This window comes from Streptomyces sp. AC558_RSS880 (genome assembly GCF_019049255.1).
GTDB lineage: Bacteria > Actinomycetota > Actinomycetes > Streptomycetales > Streptomycetaceae > Streptomyces.
Genome location: NZ_JAGMUJ010000030.1, coordinates 250,466 through 269,814 on the forward strand (window position 1 = coordinate 250,466; position 19,349 = coordinate 269,814).

Genomic DNA, 19,349 nt, shown 5'->3' on the forward strand with positions numbered 1-19,349 from the left:
CCCCACAGCACACCCACCAGGACCGGCGAACCACGTGAGCTCCTCTTCCTCCACCAGCGGCCTGTCGCACCCCCAGGTGCGGCGGGGGAACCGTGGCGCTCATCGACTGGTGCGTACCCCGCCGGCCCGCGTGAATCCCCCTCGACTGGACGCCGCACAGCGCTCCGTGGTTGACCACAAGACCGGCCCGCTGCTCGTTCTCGCAGGTCCGGGCACCGGAAAGACCACCACCCTGGTCGAGTCCGTGGCCGCGCGGATCGCCCGTGGCGGGGATCCCGAGCGCATCCTGGTGCTGACGTTCAGCCGCAAGGCGGCCGTCGAGCTGCGCGACCGCATGGCCCTGCGCATCGGGGCCGCGCGCGCCCCGCAGGCGACCACCTTCCACTCGTTCTGCTACGCCCTGATCCGCGCCCACCAGGACAGCGACCTCTTCGTGGAGCCGCTGCGGCTGCTGTCGGGCCCCGAGCAGGACGTCACCGTCCGCGAGCTGCTCGCCGGTCAGGTGGACCTGGAACGGCTCGGGCTCGCCCATGTGCGCTGGCCCGACGAGCTGCGCGCCTGTCTCACCACCCGCGGCTTCGCCGACGAGGTCCGCGCGGTGCTCGCCCGCAGCCGCGAACTGGGCCTCGGCCCCGACGCCCTGGACGCCTTCGCCCGCCGCATCGGACGCCCCGACTGGCGCGCCGCCTCCGCCTTCCTCGCCGAGTACCTCGACGTCCTCGACCTGCAGGGCGTCCTCGACTACGCCGAACTCGTCCACCGCGCGGTACTCCTCGCCGGCCGCCCGGAGACCGCCGGGCAGCTGTCCGCGCGGTACGACGCCGTCTACGTCGACGAGTACCAGGACACCGACCCCGCCCAGGTACGGCTGCTGCACGCCCTGGCCGGCGGACGCACCCTCGTCGCCTTCGGCGACCCCGACCAGTCGATCTACGCCTTCCGGGGCGCGGACGTGGGCGGCATCCTGGAGTTCCCGTACGCCTTCCCCCGCGCGGACGGCCGCCCGGCCCCGGTCGAGGTGCTGCGCACCTCCCGGCGCTCCGGCGCCGTTCTGCTGGAGGCCACGCGGCGGGTGACCCGGCGCATGCCGCTGCCCCGCCTGCCCGCCGAGAAGGTCCGCGCCCACCGGGAGCTGACCCCGGACCGGGACGGCGGCCGGGTCGAGGTGTACACCTACCCGACGTCCGGCACGGAACTGGACAACGTCGCCGACATCCTGCGCCGGGCGCACCTGGAGGACGGCGTTCCCTGGAACGACATGGCCGTCCTGGTCCGGGCCGGCGCCCGCACCCTCCCCACCGTCCGCCGCGCGCTCACCTCGGCGGGCGTCCCCGTGGACGTCGACGGCAACGACCTGCCCCTGCGCCACGAACCGGCGGTGGCCCCGCTGCTGACGGCCCTGCACGCGGTGGCGACGGCGGAGGCGGGCGGACGGGAAGACGCCGGAACCGACACCGACGCGTGCTGGCTCGACACCGAAACCGCCCTCACCCTGCTCACCTCCCCCCTCGCCGGCATGGACGCCGCCGACCTGCGCCGCCTCGGACGGGCCCTGCGCGAGGAGGAGCGGGCCGCGGGTAACCCGCTGCCGCCGCCCTCGGACGAGCTGCTCGCGCGGGCGCTGGCCGAACCGGAGCGGCTCTCCGTGCACGACCCCGCCTACGCGCGGGGCGCCCAGCGTCTCGGCGGCCTGCTGCGCCGGGCCCGCGAGCGCCTGGCGGGCGGCGGTACGGCCGAGGAGGCCCTGTGGGACCTGTGGGACGGCACACCGTGGCCGGGGCGCCTGGAGCGCTCCGCCCGGCGCGGCGGCGCGGCCGGCCGCAACGCCGACCGGGACCTCGACGCCGTGTGCGCCCTCTTCGCGACCGCCGCCCGCGCGGAGGAACGCACCGGCGGCCGGGGCGCCCTGAACTTCCTGGAGGAGATCGAGGCCGAGGACATCGCCGCCGACACCCTCACGCGGCGCGCCGTCCGCCCCGACGCCGTGCGCCTGATGACCGCGCACCGCTCGAAGGGCCTGGAGTGGCGCCTGGTCGTCGTGGCCGGCGTCCAGGAGGGACTGTGGCCGGACCTGCGCCGCCGCGGCTCCCTGCTGGAGGCCGACCGCATCGGCCGCGACGGACTCGCCGAACCCCTCACCCCCGGCGCGCTGCTCGCCGAGGAACGCCGCCTGTTCTACGTCGCCGCCACGCGCGCGCGTGAACGGCTCGTCGTGACGGCCGTGAAGGCGCCCGCCGACGACGGCGACCAGCCCTCCCGCTTCCTGACCGAACTGGGCGTCGAGCCCAAGGACGTCACCGGCCGCCCGCGCCGCCCCCTGTCCGTCGCCGCGCTCGTCGCCGAACTGCGCGCCACGACGGTCGACCCCCGGGTCTCCGACACCCTGCGGGAGGCCGCCGCCCAGCGGCTGGCCCGGCTCGCCGCGCTCGCCGACGAGGACGGCCGTCCACTGGTGCCCTCCGCGCACCCCTACCGCTGGTGGGGCATGTTCGAGCCCACGGAGAGCAAGGTGCCGCTGCGGAGCCGCGACCAGCCCGTCGTGCTCTCCGGCAGCGCCCTCGACCAACTCGCCAACACCTGCGCCCTGCAGTGGTTCCTGGGCCGTGAGGTGAAGGCCGACGCACCCGCGACCGCCGCCCAGGGCTTCGGCAACGTGGTGCACGTCCTCGCCGACGAGGTGGCCTCCGGGCACACCCCGGCCGACCTCGCCGTCCTCATGGAGCGCCTCGACTCGGTGTGGAACGCGCTCGCCTTCGACGCGCCGTGGAAGTCGGCGCAGGAGAAGGAGAACGCGCGCGTGGCACTCGAACGCTTCCTCAAGTGGCACGTCATGGACCGCGCCGGACGCACCCCGGTGGCCAGCGAGCACGACTTCGACGTCACCCTCGAAGCGGGCGACTACGAGGTCCGCATCCGCGGCCAGATGGACCGCGTCGAGGCCGACGACGAGGGACGCGCGTACGTCGTCGACTTCAAGACCGGCAAACAGGCGCCCAGCGCCAAGGAGGTGGAGCGCCACCCCCAGCTCGCCGTCTACCAGCTCGCCGTCGGGGAGGGCGCCGTCGACGACGTCTTCGACGGAACGCGTCCCGAACCGGGCGGTGCCGAGCTCGTCCAGCTGCGCCAGGGGGCCGCCAAACGGGACGGCGGCGAGACCCTGCCCAAGGTGCAGGCCCAGGAGCCACCGGAGGGGGAGTGGATCGGTGACCTGCTGGCCACGGCCGCCGGCAAGGTCCTCGACGAACGCTTCACCCCGACCGCGGGCCAGCACTGCACCCACTGCGCGTTCCGTGCCTCGTGCAGCGCCCGGCCCGAAGGCCGGCACGTGGTCGAGTGACCGGCGTGACGCATCGCACCCCCTGCGCCGACCTGCGGTTCTCCGCTCCCGGAGCGCTCTGAGGGCCTCCGCTGTCAGTGCCCGCCGCTAGATTCTGCGTGTGCCCGCCCGTATCACCGATCCCGATCAGCTCAAGGAGCTCCTCGGCATCCCCTTCACCCCGGAGCAGACGGCCTGCATCACCGCGCCGCCCGCCCCGCAGGTGATCGTGGCCGGAGCCGGGTCGGGCAAGACGACGGTGATGGCGGCCCGCGTGGTGTGGCTGGTCGGCACCGGCCAGGTCGCCCCCGAACAGGTGCTCGGCCTCACCTTCACCAACAAGGCCGCCGGTGAACTCGCCGAACGCGTCCGCAAGGCGCTGATCAAGGCCGGCGTCACCGACCCGGACGCCATCGACCCGGACAACCCACCGGGCGAGCCGGTGATCTCCACGTACCACGCCTTCGCCGGCCGCCTGCTGACCGACCACGGCCTGCGCATCGGCCTCGAACCGACCTCCCGGCTGCTCGCCGACGCCACCCGCTACCAGCTCGCCGCGCGCGTCCTGCGCGAGGCCCCCGGCCTCTACCCGGCGCTCACCCGCTCCTTCCCCGACCTGGTCGGCGACCTCCTCACCCTCGACGCGGAGCTCGCCGAACACCTCGTACGGCCCGAGGACCTGCGCGCCCACGACGCCGAGCTGCTGCGCACCCTGGAGAACACCAAGCTCACCAACGCCGACCTGCGCAAGGTCCCCGAGGCGGCCGCCGCGCGGCGCGAGCTCGCCGACCTCGTACTGCGCTACCGGGCCGCCAAACGCGAACGGGACCTGCTCGACTTCGGCGACCAGATCGCCCTCTCCGCCCGGCTCGCCGCCCTCCCCGAGGTGGGCCGCGTCCTGCGCGACGAGTTCCGCGTGGTCCTCCTCGACGAGTACCAGGACACCTCCGTCGCCCAGCGCGTCCTGCTGGCCGGACTGTTCGGCGGCGGCACCGGTCACCCGGTGACCGCCGTCGGCGACCCCTGCCAGGCGATCTACGGCTGGCGCGGCGCCTCCGTCGCCAACCTCGACGACTTCCCCGAGCACTTCGCCCACGCCGACGGCCGCCCCGCCACCCGCCAGTCGCTCAGCGAGAACCGCCGCAGCGGCGGCCGCCTCCTCGACCTCGCCAACGGCCTCGCCGAGCCGCTGCGCGCCATGCACGCGGGCGTGGAGGCCCTCCGCCCGGCCCCCGGCGCCGAACGCGACGGCACCGTCCGCTGCGCCCTGCTGCCCACCCACGCGGAGGAGATCGACTGGATCGCCGATTCCATCGCCCACCTCGTCCGCACCGGCAAGGCGCCCGGCGAGATCGCCGTGCTGTGCCGCACGGCCGGCGACTTCGCCGAGATCCAGGGCGCCCTGGTCGCCAGGGACGTCCCTGTCGAGGTGGTCGGCCTGTCCGGGCTGCTGCACCTTCCCGAGATCGCCGACCTGGTCGCCGTCTGCGAGGTCCTCCAGGACCCCGGCGCCAACGCCTCCCTCGTACGGCTGCTGACCGGCCCGCGCTGGCGCATCGGGCCGCGCGACCTCGCCCTGCTGGGGCGGCGCGCACGGCGGCTCGTCTCCCACGCGCGCGTGGACGGCGACGACGACCCCGACCGGCGGCTCGCCGAAGCCGTCGAGGGCGTCGACCCGGCCGAGGTGATCTCGCTCGCCGACGCCCTCGACACCTTCCTGGAGACACCGCTGGACGGCCGCGGGGACGACGACGGCCTGCCCTTCTCACCCGACGCCCGCGTACGCTTCGCCCGCCTGGCCACCGAACTGCGCGACCTGCGCCGCTCCCTCGCCGACCCCCTCATGGACGTCCTGCACCGCGTCCTCGCCGTCACCGGCCTGGAGGTCGAACTCTCCGCCTCCCCGCACGCCCTGGCCGCCCGTCGGCGCGAGACCCTCTCCAACTTCCTCGACATCGCCGCGTCCTTCGCCGCCGGCGACGGCGAGGCCACCCTGCTCGCCTTCCTCGCCTTCCTGCGCACCGCCGCCCAGTACGAGAAGGGCCTCGACAACGCGCTGCCCGGCGGCGAGAACACCGTCAAGGTCCTCACCGCGCACAAGTCCAAGGGCCTCGAATGGGACGTCGTCGCCGTCCCCGGACTGGTCACCGGCACCTTCCCCAGCACCCAGGGCCGCGAGAAGTGGACCGCGCAGGGCAAGGTGCTGCCGCACGGACTGCGCGGCGACGCCGACACCCTGCCCGACGTCGAGTCCTGGGACTCCCGCGGCCTGAAGGCCTTCCACGAGGCCATGAAGGAACACCAGCACACCGAGGAACTCCGCCTCGGCTACGTCACCTTCACCCGCCCCCGCTCCCTGCTCCTCGGCTCCGGCCACTGGTGGGGCCCCAGCCAGAAGAAACCGCGCGGGCCCTCCGACTTCCTCCACGCCCTCCACGATCACTGCGCCGCCGGACACGGCGAGATCGAGGCGTGGGCCGACGAGCCCGCCGAGGACGAGGAGAACCCCGCCCTGCACCGGGCCGGCGACGACCAGGTGTGGCCCCTGCCCCTCGACGACGCCGCCCTCACGCGCCGCCGCGCGGCCGCCGACACCGTCCTCGCCCACCTCCGCCGCCTCGCCGCCCACCCGGACGGCCCCGCCACGGCCGTACACGACCCCGACACCCACGAGGACCCGGACTGGCCGCCACCGCCCGACGACGAGGACCCCCTCCCCGAGGAGGACCCCTTCGCCGACGCCGGCCCGGACGACTGGGACTCCTGGAGCACCGACCGTCCCACCGTCCCGCACCAGGCGACGGCGCCGGAAGCCACCGCGCACCCGCGCGCCGCGGAGCCGTCCCACCCGCCGCGACCCCGTCTCACCCCCGAGGAGGCCCGCACCGTCGCCTCCTGGGACCGCGACCTCGACGCCCTCACCGGAGAGCTCCTGCACACCCGCGCGAGCATCACCGAGGTGCGGCTGCCCGCCTCGCTGACCGCCTCCCAGCTGCTGCGCCTGGCCGCCGACCCGGACGGCTTCGCCCAGGAACTGGCCCGCCCCATGCCCCGCCCCCCGCAGCCCGCAGCCCGCCGCGGCACCCGCTTCCACGCCTGGGTCGAGGCGCGCTTCGAGGAACTGACCCTGCCCATGCTCGACCCGGACGAGCTGCCCGGCAGCGACGCGGAGATCGCCGACGAACGCGACCTGGAAGCCCTCAAGGAGGCCTTCGAGCGCACCGAGTACGCCCACCGCACGCCCCACCGCGTGGAAGCCCCCTTCCAGCTGTCGCTCGCCGGCCGCGTCGTCCGCGGCCGCATCGACGCCGTCTACCGGAAGGACGACGGGGACGGGACGACGTACGAGATCGTCGACTGGAAGACCGGCCGCGACCGCACCGCCGACCCGCTCCAGCTCGCCGTCTACCGGCTCGCCTGGGCCGAACAGCAGGGCGTCCCCCTGGAGAGCGTCACGGCCGCGTTCCTGTACGTACGCACCGGTGAGGTCGTCCGCCCCGACGCCCTGCCCGGCCGCGCGGAGCTGGAACGGCTGCTGCTCGGGGAGCCGTCCGGTGAGATACCGCACTCCGAGGACACCGGCGCGGGCCGATAGGCTCGAGGACATGAGCCAGCCCGTTGACACTGCCGTCAGCGCCGTCCGTACGTACATCGCACAGCACCGCGTCGCCTTCCTCGACGACCTCACCGAGTGGCTGCGCATCCCGTCCGTCTCGGCCCAGCCCGACCACGCGCCCGACGTGCGCCACAGCGCCGACTGGCTCGCCGCCAAACTCAAGGAGACCGGTTTCCCGACCGCCGAGGTCTGGCCCACCCCCGGCGCCCCGGCCGTCTACGCCGAATGGCCCTCCGCCGACCCCGAGGCACCCACCGTGCTGGTCTACGGCCACCACGACGTGCAGCCCGCGGCCCGCGAGGACGGCTGGGACAGCGAGCCCTTCGAACCCGTCGTCCGCGACGGCCGCCTCTACGCGCGCGGCGCGGCCGACGACAAGGGCCAGGTGTTCTTCCACACCCTCGGCGTCCGCGCCCACCTCGCCACCACCGGCCGCACCACCCCGGCCGTCCACCTGAAACTGCTGATCGAGGGCGAGGAGGAATCCGGCTCCCCGCACTTCCGCGCGCTCGTCGAACAGCACGCGGACCGGCTCACCGCCGACGCCGTGATCGTCTCCGACACCGGCATGTGGTCCGAGGACACCCCCACCGTGTGCACCGGCATGCGCGGCCTCGCCGAGTGCGAGATCCGGCTGTACGGCCCCGACCAGGACATCCACTCCGGTTCCTTCGGGGGCGCGGTGCCCAACCCGGCCACCGCCGTCGCCCGTCTGGTGGCCGCCCTGCACGACGAGCACGCGCGCGTGGCGATCCCCGGCTTCTACGACGGTGTCGTCGAGCTCACCGACCGCGAACGCGAACTCTTCGCCGAACTGCCCTTCGACGAAGACCAGTGGCTGCGCACCGCCAAGTCCCACGGCACCCGGGGCGAAGCCGGATACAGCACGCTGGAGCGCGTCTGGGCCCGCCCCACCGCCGAGGTCAACGGCATCGGCGGCGGTTACCAGGGCCCCGGCAGCAAGACGATCATCCCGTCCTCCGCCATGGTGAAGCTGTCCTTCCGGCTCGTCGCCGGCCAGGACCCCGAGCACGTGCGCGAGGCCGTCGGCGCCTGGGTGCCCGGACAGCTGCCCGACGGCATCCGCCACGAGATCTCCTTCAGCCCCGCCACCCGCCCCTGCCTGACGCCACTGGACCACCCGGCCCTGCAGTCCGTGGTCCGCGCGATGGGCCGCGCCTTCGACACACCCGTCCGCTTCACCCGCGAGGGCGGCTCCGGACCGGCCGCCGACCTCCAGGACGTCCTCGGCGCACCGGTGCTGTTCCTCGGCATCTCCGTCCCGTCCGACGGCTGGCACGCCCCCGACGAGAAGGTCGACCTGGACCTGCTCCTCAAAGGCGTCGAGACCAGCGCGTACCTGTGGGGCGACCTCGCCGAGCACTGGCGGCACGCCCCCTGACCTCGCACGCCGTCCGAACCGGACGCCCGCGCGGGGCACACTGGAAGGGACCCGCCGCCAGGCCCCGCAGGACCCGGTCCCTCCCGCCGCACGTCCCGCCGAACCGCCCGCCGACCCAATCCGTTCCACCGGGGGAGTTGGAAGCACCCGTGACCACCTGGACCGACCACACCGCCGACCGACCCATCTCGCTCACCGCCCCGAGCGGCATCGACCGCGCCGCCCACCACCGGCTCGACGAGGCATGGCTCGCGGCGGCGTGGAGCCACCCCTCGACCCGCTGCTTCGTGGTCTCCGGCGGCCAGGTCCTCATCGACGAGACGGCGGACGGGCGTACCGAACTCGTCATGACCCCGTCCTTCGAGGCCCCGCTCACCGAGGCCCACCGCTACTTCCTGGGCATCGACGACGAGGGCGTCAGCTACTTCGCCCTCCAGAAGGACTCCCTGCCCGGCCGCATGGACGACTCCGCCCGCCCGGCCGGCCTGCGCGAGGCGGGACTGCTCCTGTCGCCGCGCGAGGCCGGCCTGATGGTGCACGCGGTCGCCCTGGAGAACTGGCAGCGGCTGCACCGCTTCTGCTCCCGCTGCGGCGAGCGCACCGTCATCGCCGCCGCCGGTCACATCCGCCGCTGCCCCGCCTGCGGCGCCGAGCACTACCCGCGCACCGACCCCGCGGTGATCATGGCCGTGGTCGACGACCAGGACCGCATCCTGCTCGGCCGCCAGGTCCACTGGCCCGAGGGCCGCTTCTCCACGCTCGCCGGATTCGTCGAGCCGGGGGAGTCCATCGAGCAGTCGGTGCGCCGCGAGGTCCACGAGGAGGTCGGCATCGGCGTCGGCGAGGTCGAGTACGTCGCCAGCCAGCCCTGGCCCTTCCCGTCCAGCCTCATGCTGGGCTTCACCGCCCGCGCCACCACGACCGAGATCGACGTCGACGGCGACGAGATCCACGAGGCCCGCTGGTTCTCCCGCGACGAACTCGGCGCCGCCTTCGAGTCCGGCGAGGTGCTCCCGCCGTACGGCATCTCGATCGCGGCCCGCCTGATCGAGCGCTGGTACGGCAAGGACCTGCCGACCCGCGGCGCCTTCTGACAGGACGCCCGGCGCTCCGACGGAGCCCCGGCGCAAGCCGCCGGGGCCCCGTCCCGCGCACCGGCTACGCTGTCGGGCCGGGCGGAGCCGTAGCGCAGAGGTCGTCGCGCGCGGTCTCCAAAACCGCGAGGACACCGGTTCGAATCCGGTCGGTTCCGCCCTCCCCGTGCCCCTGAACACAGGCGTGCCCCCTCCGGTGACCTCGACCGGAGGGGGCACGGCGCCGGGGGACGTCAGACCGCGAGGGCCTGCTTCACCTGGGCGAGGCTCGGGTTCGTCATCACGACCTCGTCACCGCCGGCGGACGGGACCACACGCACCGTGGGCACCGTCTGGTTCCCGCCGTTCGCCTTCTCGACGAAGGCCGCGGACTCCGGGTCCTGCTCGATGTTGATCTCGGTGTACGCGATGCCCTCACGGTCCAGCTGGCTCTTCAGCCGGCGGCAGTAGCCGCACCACGTGGTGCTGTACATCGTCACAGTGCCCTGCATGCCTCTCGCGCTCCTTCGGCGGCTCGGGAAAGTCCTCGATGTGGGGGGAACGTACGTGAAAGCGCAAGCATTCCCGCCGGGTGCCGCACGGCTCCCACGTGATGCCTGCCGCATTAGTACGACCGCGAGGCCCTCCCTGTGGACAACCGGCTCATCCGTCTCCGGCGACCTGGCAGCATGGCTGTGTGACAGCAGGAACGCACTCCACCCTCTTCCCACGGGTACCGGACTCGGCCGACGCGGTGCTCGAAGGGCTCGACCCCGAGCAGCGCGCCGTGGCCACCGCCCTGCAGGGTCCGGTGTGCGTGCTGGCCGGCGCCGGCACCGGCAAGACCCGGGCGATCACCCACCGGATCGCCTACGGGGTGCGCGCGGGCATCCTCCAGCCCTCCAGCGTGCTCGCCGTCACCTTCACCAACCGCGCCGCCGGGGAGATGCGCGGCCGGCTGCGCCAGCTCGGGGCCGTCGGCGTCCAGGCCCGCACCTTCCACTCCGCGGCACTGCGTCAGCTCCAGTACTTCTGGCCGAAAGCGATCGGCGGCTCCCTGCCCCGGCTCGTCGACCGCAAGGTCCAGCTGGTCGCCGACGCGGCCGTCGCCTGCCGCATCCGGCTCGACCGGGGCGAGCTGCGGGACGTCACCGCGGAGATCGAGTGGTCCAAGGTCACCCAGACCGTCCCGGCCGACTACGCGGCCGCCGCCGCCAAGGCCGGCCGGGAGTCCCCCCGCGACCCCGCCGAGATCGCCCAGCTCTACTCCGCCTACGAGGACCTCAAGCGTGAGCGCGCCGTCATCGACTTCGAGGACGTGCTGCTGCTGACCGTCGCCGTCCTGCAGGACCGGCACGACATCGCCGAGCAGGTCCGCGCCCAGTACCAGCACTTCGTCGTCGACGAGTACCAGGACGTCAGCCCGCTCCAGCAACGCCTGCTGGAACTGTGGCTCGGCGAGCGGGAGAACCTGTGCGTGGTCGGCGACGCCAGCCAGACGATCTATTCGTTCACGGGCGCAACCCCCGACCATCTGCTCGACTTCCGCACCCGCCATCCCGGGGCCACCGTCGTCAAGCTGGTCCGTGACTACCGCTCGACCCCCCAGGTCGTCCACCTGGCGAACGGCCTGCTCGCCCAGGCCCGTGGCCGGGCCGCCGATCACCGGCTGGAACTGGTCTCCCAGCGCGCCGCGGGGACCGAGCCGGTCTTCACCGAGTACACCGACGAGCCCGCCGAGGCGGAGGGCGCCGCCCGCCGTATCCGTGAGCTGATCGACGCGGGGGTCCCGGCGAGCGAGATCGCCGTCCTGTTCCGGACGAACGCCCAGTCCGAGACCTACGAGCAGGCCCTCGCCGACGCCGGCGTGCCCTACCAGTTGCGGGGGGCCGAGCGGTTCTTCGACCGTCCCGAGGTGCGCAAGGCCGGCATCGCCCTGCGCGGCGCGGCCCGCTTCGGCGGCAACGACGCCCTCCTCGACGACGCCCCCGACCTGCCCTCCCAGGTGCGCGCCGTGCTCTCGGGCGAGGGCTGGACGCCCCAGCCGCCGGCCGGTTCCGGAGCGGTCAGGGAGCGCTGGGAGTCACTGGCCGCGCTGGTGCATCTCGCCCAGGACTTCGCCGCCGCCCGGCCCGGCGCCACCCTCGCCGACCTCGTCGCCGAACTCGACGAGCGGGCCGGCGCCCAGCACGCCCCGACCGTCCAGGGCGTCACCCTCGCCTCGCTGCACTCGGCCAAGGGCCTGGAGTGGGACGTCGTCTTCCTGGTCGGCGTCGCCGAGGGCATGATGCCGATCACCTACGCAAAGACCGACGAGCAGATCGAGGAGGAGCGCCGTCTCCTCTACGTCGGTGTCACCCGCGCCCGCGAGCGCCTCCATCTCTCCTGGGCGCTCTCCCGTTCACCCGGAAGCCGGCCGAACCGTCGCCCCAGTCGCTTCCTCCAAGGGCTGCGTCCCGGCTCGAACGCCGCCGCGGGCCGTGGCGGCGCGGTCGGCGCGGGAGGTGTGGAGCACGGCTCGTCCGGGGCGGCGTCCGCCTCGGTCGTCCCGAGTCCGAGGCGCAGGCAGCGCAGCCCCGCGCGCTGCCGGGTGTGCGGCCGCACGCTGACCGACGCGGGCGAGATGAAGCTGATGCGCTGCGAGGACTGCCCCACCGACATGGACGAGGGCCTGTACGAGCGGCTCCGTGAGTGGCGCGCCGACCAGGCGGGACGCAGCGGGCAGCCCGCCTTCTGCGTCTTCACCGACAAGACGCTGATGGCCATCGCCGAGACGGTCCCCGACGACGCGCACGCGCTGGCCAGGATCCCCGGGGTGGGGATGCGCAAGCTGAATCGCTACGGAGCCGATGTTCTGGCCATCTGCGCAGGTCGTGACATCGACGGGGAACGGGATCAGGACTGATCCCAACTCGTCGGAAAAATAGTTTGCGCATGCCCCGGCAATCCCCATAGGTTCTTAGGCACGGGGACGGTGGCCTTCTCCAAGGCCCTGGCTCCGTGTTGTACTTGCATATCCGCGGACCGGTTCACCCCGGTCCCCTAGACGCCGAGAGGAGGCGAGTCCAGTGATCAGCATCAACACCAGCTCCATCGTCAAACTGACCGATCGCTCGGCCGTCTCCCTGTGCATGCTCGGCGCCTCGAACCAGGGCACCGGTCTGTCCGGCATTCGTGCCGCACACCTGGTGTCCTCCCTTGCTCCCGCGGCTCCTGCCGTCCGTGAGCGCGATGAGCGACCGACCGAGGCACTGGAAGCGGTAGTGGCACAGGCGAAGGCCTATGCCTTTGCGGCAGCCGGTGCCGGATTCCGGAAGCAGACGACGCAGCACCACCTGATGTGGGCCTTCCGTGGGCCAGAACCCTGGAGTGATCCAGCCTGATCCGATCAGGCCGGCGCCTTCAGGGCCGCGGAACCCCATCCGGGATCCGCGGCCCTTCTGTTTTCCCTCAAGCGGGAGAGCGAAGCGCCCCGGGACAAGAAAAGAACCCGGTACCAGCCGCCACCCGGCCAACAGGCCGGAAACGACCAGACGAGGAAGACGAACCGTGCAACTCGAAGCGCACGTCCCGTCCGTACCGCCTTCCGACACGATCCCCAAGCCCGGCTCCACGGAGGACCCGACCTTGACTCCGCTCACCGCGCTCACCGCGCTCGACGACGCCATCGAGAACCTCGGCGTGCCCGTCCCGTGCCGCTCCTACGACCCGGAGGTCTTCTTCGCCGAGTCGCCGGCGGACGTCGAGTACGCCAAGTCCCTCTGCCGCACCTGCCCGCTGATCGAGGCCTGCCTCGCCGGCGCCAAGGAGCGGCGTGAGCCTTGGGGCGTCTGGGGCGGCGAGCTGTTCGTCCAGGGAGTTGTCGTCGCCCGCAAGCGGCCGCGTGGCCGCCCGCGCAAGAACCCGGTCACGGCATGAACACCCCAGGAACGATCGACCGCCCCCTCACGCACGACCCCCAGAAGCAGGCCCCGATGATGCCGTCCACTCACGAGCCCGCAGGCTCCGCGACCGAAGACTTCACCACCAGTGGTGCGAACGACTCGCGCCAGAACAGGACCCGAGAGATGCAACTCATCCCAGAAGCCCTGGCCCGTGCGCATATGCACGAGCGACTGCAGGAGGCGCAGCGGGAGCGCCAGGCCGCGGGCCTGGTGACCGCTCGCCGGATGCAGCGCCGGGCCGAGCGCGCCTCCCGGCGCGCCCGCCGCGCGCTCGCCATGGCGGTCATGCAGTAACCGGTACCACCTGAAGCGGCGGTCTCCCCAGCCCGGAGGCCCAGCTCTCCCCGCGGGGGCCGGTCCGTGTGAACGGACCGGCCCCCGCGGTGCGTTGTGCGGGGCGGACCGTCGGGAACGGCGTTATCGTCGCCGGGTGACGAGTCCTCCCGGTGGCAGTGACGACGGCGGTTCCGCGGCGGAGCCGGAGCCGCTGGTGTGTGCCCGTTGCGGCACCCGCGCCGAGGGGCCGCAGCCGACCTGGACCTTCTCCGTGGAGGACGGCGCCCGCCGTCACTACTGCGAGGCGTGCTCCCGCGACAATCTGCGGGCGATCGAGGGCCGCCTGGACGCGCAGTGGTGGTAGGGGCAGCCGGTGCCCGCGGCGCTCGACGTGCCCCTCGGGTCCGTCAGGCCTGGGCGGCCGGTTCCTCCTCCGCCGGTTCCTCCGGGACGAAGCCCGGCAGCCACTCCTCCAGTTCCTCCCGCAGCCGCACCGTCGCCCCCAGCTGACAGAGCACGCCGATCGTGCTCAGGGTCACCCGGTGGATCAGGAGGTAGGCCGGGGGAAGGTTGAGCTGCTTGGCCAGCTGGTAGGCGGGGGAGCGGGGGTCGGCTATCCGGGCCGCCTGGCTCCGCATCCAGCCGCGGGTGAAGGTGAACTCGTCGGCCTGGGCCGGCTCGATGATCGGCAGGAGGTAGTCGAGGACGGCGTCGGGGTCCAGCTCGATCGACTCCTTGACGAAGCCCTCGGCGCAGAGCATCTCGTAGACGGCCTCCGCCTCGCCGTCCAGCGTCATCCGCAGGGCCTCGCCGATGGGCTCGGGCAGCCCACCCGGGAGCCGGTCCACGGTGCCGAAGTCCAGTACGCCCAGGCGCCAGTCGTCCTCGCCCTCCGGACCGCCGGGCAGCAGACGGAAGTTGCCGGGATGCGGGTCGGCGTGCAGCAGACCGGTGCGGGCGGGACCGGAGAACAGGAAGCGGGCCAGAAGCTGGCCGGCCCGGTCGCGCTGGGCCTCCGTGCCGTCCGAGATGATCTCCGACAGCGGTGTGCCGTCCATCCACTCGGTGATCAGCACCTGCTCGCACTGGTGGACCACATCCGGCACGACGACGTCGGGATCGCCGTCGAACTCCTCGGCGTGGGTCCGCTGGGCCTGGGCCTCCAGGCCGTAGTCCAGTTCTTCGGAGACCCGGTCCTTGAGCTCCGTGATCAGCGGCTTGACGTCCATGCCGGGGATGAGCGGACCCAGCAGACGGGCGAAGCGGCTCAGCTGGTTCAGGTCGGACAGCAGGGCCTCGCCGGCGCCCGGGTACTGCACCTTGACCGCCACCTCGCGGCCGTCGTGCCACACCGCCCGGTGCACCTGGCCGATCGAGGCCGCGGCGGACGGCTTGTCCTCGAACTTCAGGAACAGCTTCTGCCAGCCTGCGCCCAGCCGCTTCTCCAGCACCGCGTGGACGGTACGGGTGGGCATCGGCGGGGCGGCCTCCTGCAGCTTGGTCAGTGCCGCCCGGTAGGGACCGGCGACCTCCTCCGGCAGGGCCGATTCGAAGACCGACAGGGCCTGGCCGAACTTCATCGCACCGCCCTTGAGCTCGCCGAGCACCTTGAACAGCTGCTCGGCGGTGCGCTGCTGGAGCTCGCGGCCGACAAGCTCCGCGGACTCGCCCACGATCCGCTTGCCGAGTCCCCAGGTAGCCCGCCCGGCGAAGCCGAGCGGGAGCGCGGCCAGCTTGGCGGTCCGGGTGACCGCCTTGCGGGGAAGATCAGACATGCGCCCTCCAAGTCCCTGCCGGCCGCTTCGCGTCCGCCTTGCGGCGCCACTCCTCCGACGGCCCGTGCACGGTCATTGTCTCGTGTGACCCCCCGTCCCCGGAGGTGTGTTCTCCCTTACCTTTTTCCGGATCTTTGCGCGCGGCTCCGCACGGGCAGTCCGGATACGGCCGGACCGGGCGCGCATGCCAGTGCAGAGCGGGGAGGGAGACCTCCCAGCGTGCGCCGGCGCTGGACGGGACCCGGCCGTCCAGGAAGGTGAGCGCGTGAGCGGCCGCCAGTCCGGCCACCGTCGTGGCCAGCGTCACGTCGCAGGCGCCCACCCGGCGCTGCCGCCCGGAGCGCCACTGGGCGGCCAGGCGCGGCCAGACCGGGTCCCGGTCGGTGCGGTCCTGCTGGAGACAGCCCGCACAGCTCGTCTCACCGGGCAGGACCAGCGGGCCGACCACACCGGTCCCCTCCACGACACCGGCGTAGAGGTGAGGTGTGCCCGAGGACACCAGGGTTTCGGCGGCCGTCGGATCGGGCGCGTGCACGGCGACGTCGTCCCGCGGGGCGAGGACGACCAGTCCGAAGCCGGGGTCGCCCTCTGCGCGGGGAGAGCGGGCGGTCCGGTGCGGCGGGCGGTCCGGGGCGGCCCGGCGTACCGCGCGGCGGGCCGCCTCGTCCCTGCGGTCGCCGACGGCCTCGGCGGGCAGCCCGCCCGGCGCGACGTCCCACGGCTCGACCCGCCCGACGTCGCGCACGTCGACCTCGCACACCCCGGCCCCCGACAGCAGTGCCGCGAGGGTGGTGCCCACCCGGCCCCCGCCTCTCACCTGCACCCGCATACTGCGGCGCGCCGCCAGCCGGCGGAGCGGATCGCCCGGTGCGGAGGTGGTCAGGGCGAGGGACGCCAGATCCGGACGGAGCCGGTCGAGCACCTCCGGTTTCTCCCGCAGGGCCTCGGCGTCCGGCCCGCCGCCCCGCGAGTCGTCCAGCAGCCCGGCCCGCGACAGCCGGCGCACCAGCCGGTCGACATGGCCCTCGGGCAGGTCCATGCGCCGTGCCTCCTCCCGCAGGAGCTCCAGCCCGCGGGTGCCGTCGAGCAGGTCGAGGAAGCTGCCCGTGGCCGTGTCCACAGGGCCCAGCGTCAACGCGTGCGCCGGTGTCATCCCGAACTGCACGGTGTTGAGATCGCGCCATCCGCGCCGAAGCGCGGGCTTGACCATCGGATGCATGACAGGCCCCCGTATGTCCCGGATCGTCCCCGTTGAGTGGTCGAGCCCTTCACAGCTCGTCCGACGCATGCCAGCATGCCGGGACGGGGCGCAGGCTGCCGAAAGTTGTCCACAGGCGGTGGGATTCATCGTACAAATCCGGCGCTCGGTGGGGGGGAACGCCAGGGAACCGTCCCGGAGCCAAGACTTCCCCGTGTGCAGCGGGTACCGTCGGGGCGTGCCCGCCGACCCACTGCACAGCGCCGGAAAGTCACAGCGCAGCACGACGAGCCAGCCGACGAACGGCTCACGGGCGAGCGCGATCGAGGTCCGCAGGAGCGCCCGCCGTCGCAGAACGGTCTCCGCGTACCGCGAGGGCGATCGCACCGTCGTACTCATCCCTGCCCGGATGTCCGAGGCGGAGGAGCAGCGCTGGGTGACCGTCATGCTCGACAAGCTGGCCGCACAGGAGAGCAGGCGGACCCTCGGGGACACGGAGCTGGCCGAGCGCGCCCGGCGGCTGTCCGACCAGTACTTCGGCGGACGGGCCAGGCCCGCCTCGGTGCGCTGGGTGACCAACCAGAACACGCGCTGGGGCTCGTGCACCCCGTCCGAGGGAAGCATCCGGCTGTCGCACCGGCTGCAGGGCATGCCCGAGTACGTCGTCGACTACGTCCTCTGCCACGAGCTGGCGCACCTGCTGGTGCCCGGGCACGGCCCGCGCTTCTGGCGGCTGCTGGAGGCGTATCCGAGGACCGAGCGGGCCCGCGGCTACCTCGAAGGGGTGGTCGCGGCCGAGCGGCTGCCGCACGTGCCGGGTGCGCGTGATGCGTGAGCACCGCTCGAGGTGAGCGCACCGTAGGCCTACGCACGCGTTGTGTACCGGGTCTGTACCGACTTCATCCGGTGTCCGAGTTTGCCGTTAGCCTGGCGCGACGCACTCACATTCGGGATGGGGGACGGTCGTACGTATGGCCAGGGAATTCCAACGCGGCCACAAGGCCAGGATCAGTGACCTCACGGCGGGTATGGATCTGTACGTAGGTGTGCAGATCTCCGGTCCGGGGCTGACCTTCGACATCAGCTGCTTCGGTCTCGACGCCGACGAACGGCTCTCCGACGAGCGTTACTTCATCTTCTACAACCAGCCGAAGTCCCCCGAGGAGTCCGTCCAGCTCCTGGGCGCCCAGGCGGGCGACACGGAGTCGTTCCGCGTGACGCTGGACCGGATCCCGCAGCAGATCAGGAAGCTGTCCTTCACGGCGACCCTCGACGGCGCCGGGCAGATGTCGCAGATCGGTCCCGGGTACATCCGTATCGTCGCGGGCGGCGAGGAAGTGGCCCGGTATCCGTTCAGCGGCTCGGAGTTCTCCACCGAGCGGGCCGTGATGCTGGGCGACTTCTACTTCAAGGACGTCTGGCGGTTCGCCGCCGTCGGGCAGGGCTTCGACGGCGGGCTCGACGCGCTGCTGCGGAACTTCGGCGGCGAGGTCGCCGAGGACGAGCCGGCCGCCCCCCAGCAGCAGCCGGGGGCGGGCGGAGCCGCGCCCGGTTTCGCCCCGCCCGCGTTCGGCGTACCCGGAGGCGCCGCGCCCGCCCCGGCGCCCGCCCCGGCCCCGGCTCCCGCCCCCGCGCCCGCTCCGGCCCCCGCGCCCCAGCCCGCCGCACAGGGCTTCGCGCCGCCGCCGGCCCCCGCACCTTCCGCGCCGCCGGTGCACGCCGCACCGACCATCGCCGCCCCCTTGCACACCCCGCCCGGTGGCTCCCCGGTGCCGCCCCCGGCGCCGGCGCCCGCGCCCTACGGTCAGCCGGGCCAGCAGCCGCCGTACGGCCAGCCCGCCCCGCCGCCCCCGGGCTACGGACAGCCGCAGGTTCCGCAGGCACCCGTCCCGCCGCCCCCCGGCTACGGACAGCCGCAGGTCCCGCAGGCACCCGTCCCGCCGCCCGGCTATGGACAGCCCACGCCCCCTCCGGGCTACGGACAGCAGCCCCCGCCCGGACAACCGCCCGGTCAGCAGGCCCCGTACGGGGCGCCTCAGGGCGCACCCCAGGGCGCACCCCAGGGCGCACCGCAGGGCCCCGGCGTGCTCGGCGCGCTCCAGCAGTTCAAGGAGACGCCCACCGGTCAGCGCTGGACGCAGCAGAACAAGAAGCTCGTCCGCGTCGACCTCGGCATCGGCGAGCAGCCCGTCCTGGCCCGGCAGGGCAGCATGGTGCTCTACCAGGGCAAGGTCGACTTCAGCTACAAGGGCGCCGGCTTCTCCGGCCGCATCGTCGGCAACGCCACCGGCCAGGAGATGCAGCTGATGCGCTGCACCGGCAAGGGCCAGGTGTTCTTCGCCGAGAACTCCACGATGCTGCACCCGATCGAGCTCCAGGGCGACGCCGTGTGCGTCTCCGCCGAGAACGTCCTCGCCTTCGACGAGAGCCTCCAGTACGAGGTCCGCCGCATCGAGGGACACGGCATCCCCGGCGGCGCGCTGTTCACGATGCAGTTCCAGGGGACCGGCACCATCGTCGTCAAGACCCACGGCACGCCGGTGGTGCTGCCGGTCACGCCCACCACGTTCGCCGACTGCAACGCCGTGGTCGCCTGGTCGGCCGCCTCCCAGGTGGTCGTCTCCAGCCAGGTGCGGATGCGCCGCAACTCCTACCCCGGCGACACCGGGGAGAGCGTCAACCTCCAGTTCCGGGGCGCACCCGGCAACTTCATCGTCGTCCAGCCGTACGAGATCTGAGGGAGCCCGTC

The 19,349-nt window shown here is 73.2% G+C and carries 14 protein-coding genes and 1 tRNA gene; 12 read left to right on the top strand and 3 right to left on the bottom strand.

All coding sequences use genetic code 11. The features are described 5' to 3' along the window. Nucleotides 1-34: 34 nt before the first annotated feature. The 5 genes from KUM38_RS13120 to KUM38_RS13140 all read left to right on the top strand — a co-directional run bounded on the left by KUM38_RS13120 (nucleotide 35) and on the right by KUM38_RS13140 (nucleotide 9,586). Complete coding sequence (locus tag KUM38_RS13120; RefSeq protein WP_217129512.1) at nucleotides 35-3,337, top strand: ATP-dependent DNA helicase; 3,303 nt, start codon at nucleotides 35-37, stop codon at nucleotides 3,335-3,337. Nucleotides 3,338-3,437: 100 nt separating this feature from the next. After that, a complete protein-coding gene (locus KUM38_RS13125; RefSeq protein ID WP_217129513.1) occupies nucleotides 3,438-6,911 on the top strand; it encodes an ATP-dependent DNA helicase in 3,474 nt (1,157 codons plus the stop codon). A 10-nt stretch (nucleotides 6,912-6,921) separates the two neighbouring features. Continuing rightward, complete coding sequence (locus KUM38_RS13130; RefSeq protein WP_217129514.1) at nucleotides 6,922-8,334, top strand: dipeptidase; 1,413 nt, start codon at nucleotides 6,922-6,924, stop codon at nucleotides 8,332-8,334. A gap of 149 nt (nucleotides 8,335-8,483) precedes the next feature. Then, complete coding sequence (nudC, locus tag KUM38_RS13135; RefSeq protein WP_308408960.1) at nucleotides 8,484-9,428, top strand: NAD(+) diphosphatase; 945 nt, start codon at nucleotides 8,484-8,486, stop codon at nucleotides 9,426-9,428. Nucleotides 9,429-9,511: 83 nt separating this feature from the next. Continuing rightward, nucleotides 9,512-9,586: transfer RNA gene (locus KUM38_RS13140), tRNA-Trp, on the top strand. Nucleotides 9,587-9,661: 75 nt separating this feature from the next. On the opposite strand, the gene KUM38_RS13145 is transcribed toward KUM38_RS13140, so the two are convergent. Continuing rightward, the gene (locus KUM38_RS13145; protein WP_217129516.1) at nucleotides 9,662-9,919 is read right to left on the bottom strand and encodes a mycoredoxin; all 258 of its coding nucleotides are present in this window, start codon (nucleotides 9,917-9,919) and stop codon (nucleotides 9,662-9,664) included. Nucleotides 9,920-10,020: 101 nt separating this feature from the next. Here KUM38_RS13145 and KUM38_RS13150 point away from each other — a divergent pair, with 101 nt between their 5' ends. The 5 genes from KUM38_RS13150 (at nucleotide 10,021) to KUM38_RS13170 (ending at nucleotide 13,991) form a co-directional block, all read left to right on the top strand. Beyond that, nucleotides 10,021-12,312 carry an ATP-dependent DNA helicase UvrD2 gene (locus tag KUM38_RS13150; RefSeq protein WP_254397073.1) on the top strand — a complete coding sequence of 764 codons (2,292 nt, stop codon included), beginning with the start codon at nucleotides 10,021-10,023 and terminating at the stop codon, nucleotides 12,310-12,312. A gap of 163 nt (nucleotides 12,313-12,475) precedes the next feature. Continuing rightward, nucleotides 12,476-12,790: a hypothetical protein gene (locus tag KUM38_RS13155; protein ID WP_217129518.1), complete on the top strand. Its 315-nt coding sequence runs from the start codon at nucleotides 12,476-12,478 to the stop codon at nucleotides 12,788-12,790. 166 nt (nucleotides 12,791-12,956) lie between these two features. Further along, entirely contained in the window at nucleotides 12,957-13,325 is a 369-nt protein-coding gene (locus tag KUM38_RS13160; RefSeq protein WP_073932361.1) for a WhiB family transcriptional regulator, read from the top strand. Beyond that, nucleotides 13,322-13,645: a hypothetical protein gene (locus tag KUM38_RS13165; protein ID WP_217129519.1), complete on the top strand. Its 324-nt coding sequence runs from the start codon at nucleotides 13,322-13,324 to the stop codon at nucleotides 13,643-13,645. Before KUM38_RS13160 ends, KUM38_RS13165 begins: the two co-directional genes overlap by 4 nt. Before the next feature lie 136 nt (nucleotides 13,646-13,781). Beyond that, on the top strand, nucleotides 13,782-13,991 hold the full coding sequence (locus tag KUM38_RS13170) for a hypothetical protein (protein ID WP_217129520.1): 210 nt from the start codon (nucleotides 13,782-13,784) through the stop codon (nucleotides 13,989-13,991). A gap of 43 nt (nucleotides 13,992-14,034) precedes the next feature. Here the strand turns inward: KUM38_RS13170 and KUM38_RS13175 are convergent, their stop codons facing one another. Together KUM38_RS13175 and KUM38_RS13180 are read right to left on the bottom strand one after the other, a co-directional pair. Then, nucleotides 14,035-15,402 (bottom strand): AarF/ABC1/UbiB kinase family protein, encoded by a 1,368-nt coding sequence (locus KUM38_RS13175; RefSeq protein ID WP_217129521.1) that lies wholly within the window; start codon nucleotides 15,400-15,402, stop codon nucleotides 14,035-14,037. Further along, nucleotides 15,395-16,621 (bottom strand): TOMM precursor leader peptide-binding protein, encoded by a 1,227-nt coding sequence (locus KUM38_RS13180; protein ID WP_217129522.1) that lies wholly within the window; start codon nucleotides 16,619-16,621, stop codon nucleotides 15,395-15,397. The genes KUM38_RS13175 and KUM38_RS13180 overlap by 8 nt, the downstream gene beginning before the upstream one ends. Before the next feature lie 217 nt (nucleotides 16,622-16,838). On the opposite strand from KUM38_RS13180, the gene KUM38_RS13185 reads away from it, so the two are divergent. Beyond that, complete coding sequence (locus KUM38_RS13185) at nucleotides 16,839-17,435, top strand: M48 family metallopeptidase (protein WP_217129523.1); 597 nt, start codon at nucleotides 16,839-16,841, stop codon at nucleotides 17,433-17,435. A 136-nt stretch (nucleotides 17,436-17,571) separates the two neighbouring features. Beyond that, nucleotides 17,572-19,338 carry a TerD family protein gene (locus KUM38_RS13190; protein ID WP_217129524.1) on the top strand — a complete coding sequence of 589 codons (1,767 nt, stop codon included), beginning with the start codon at nucleotides 17,572-17,574 and terminating at the stop codon, nucleotides 19,336-19,338. Nucleotides 19,339-19,349: the final 11 nt, after the last annotated feature.

Coding starts and splice junctions, on each gene's coding strand:
- KUM38_RS13175 (WP_217129521.1), bottom strand. CDS start 15,402: ATGTCTGATCTTCCCCGCAAGGCGGTCACCCGGACCGCCAAGCTGGCC.
- KUM38_RS13150 (WP_254397073.1), top strand. CDS start 10,021: ATGCCTGCCGCATTAGTACGACCGCGAGGCCCTCCCTGTGGACAACCG.
- KUM38_RS13190 (WP_217129524.1), top strand. CDS start 17,572: ATGGCCAGGGAATTCCAACGCGGCCACAAGGCCAGGATCAGTGACCTC.
- KUM38_RS13130 (WP_217129514.1), top strand. CDS start 6,922: ATGAGCCAGCCCGTTGACACTGCCGTCAGCGCCGTCCGTACGTACATC.
- KUM38_RS13180 (WP_217129522.1), bottom strand. CDS start 16,621: ATGCATCCGATGGTCAAGCCCGCGCTTCGGCGCGGATGGCGCGATCTC.
- KUM38_RS13145 (WP_217129516.1), bottom strand. CDS start 9,919: ATGCAGGGCACTGTGACGATGTACAGCACCACGTGGTGCGGCTACTGC.
- KUM38_RS13165 (WP_217129519.1), top strand. CDS start 13,322: ATGAACACCCCAGGAACGATCGACCGCCCCCTCACGCACGACCCCCAG.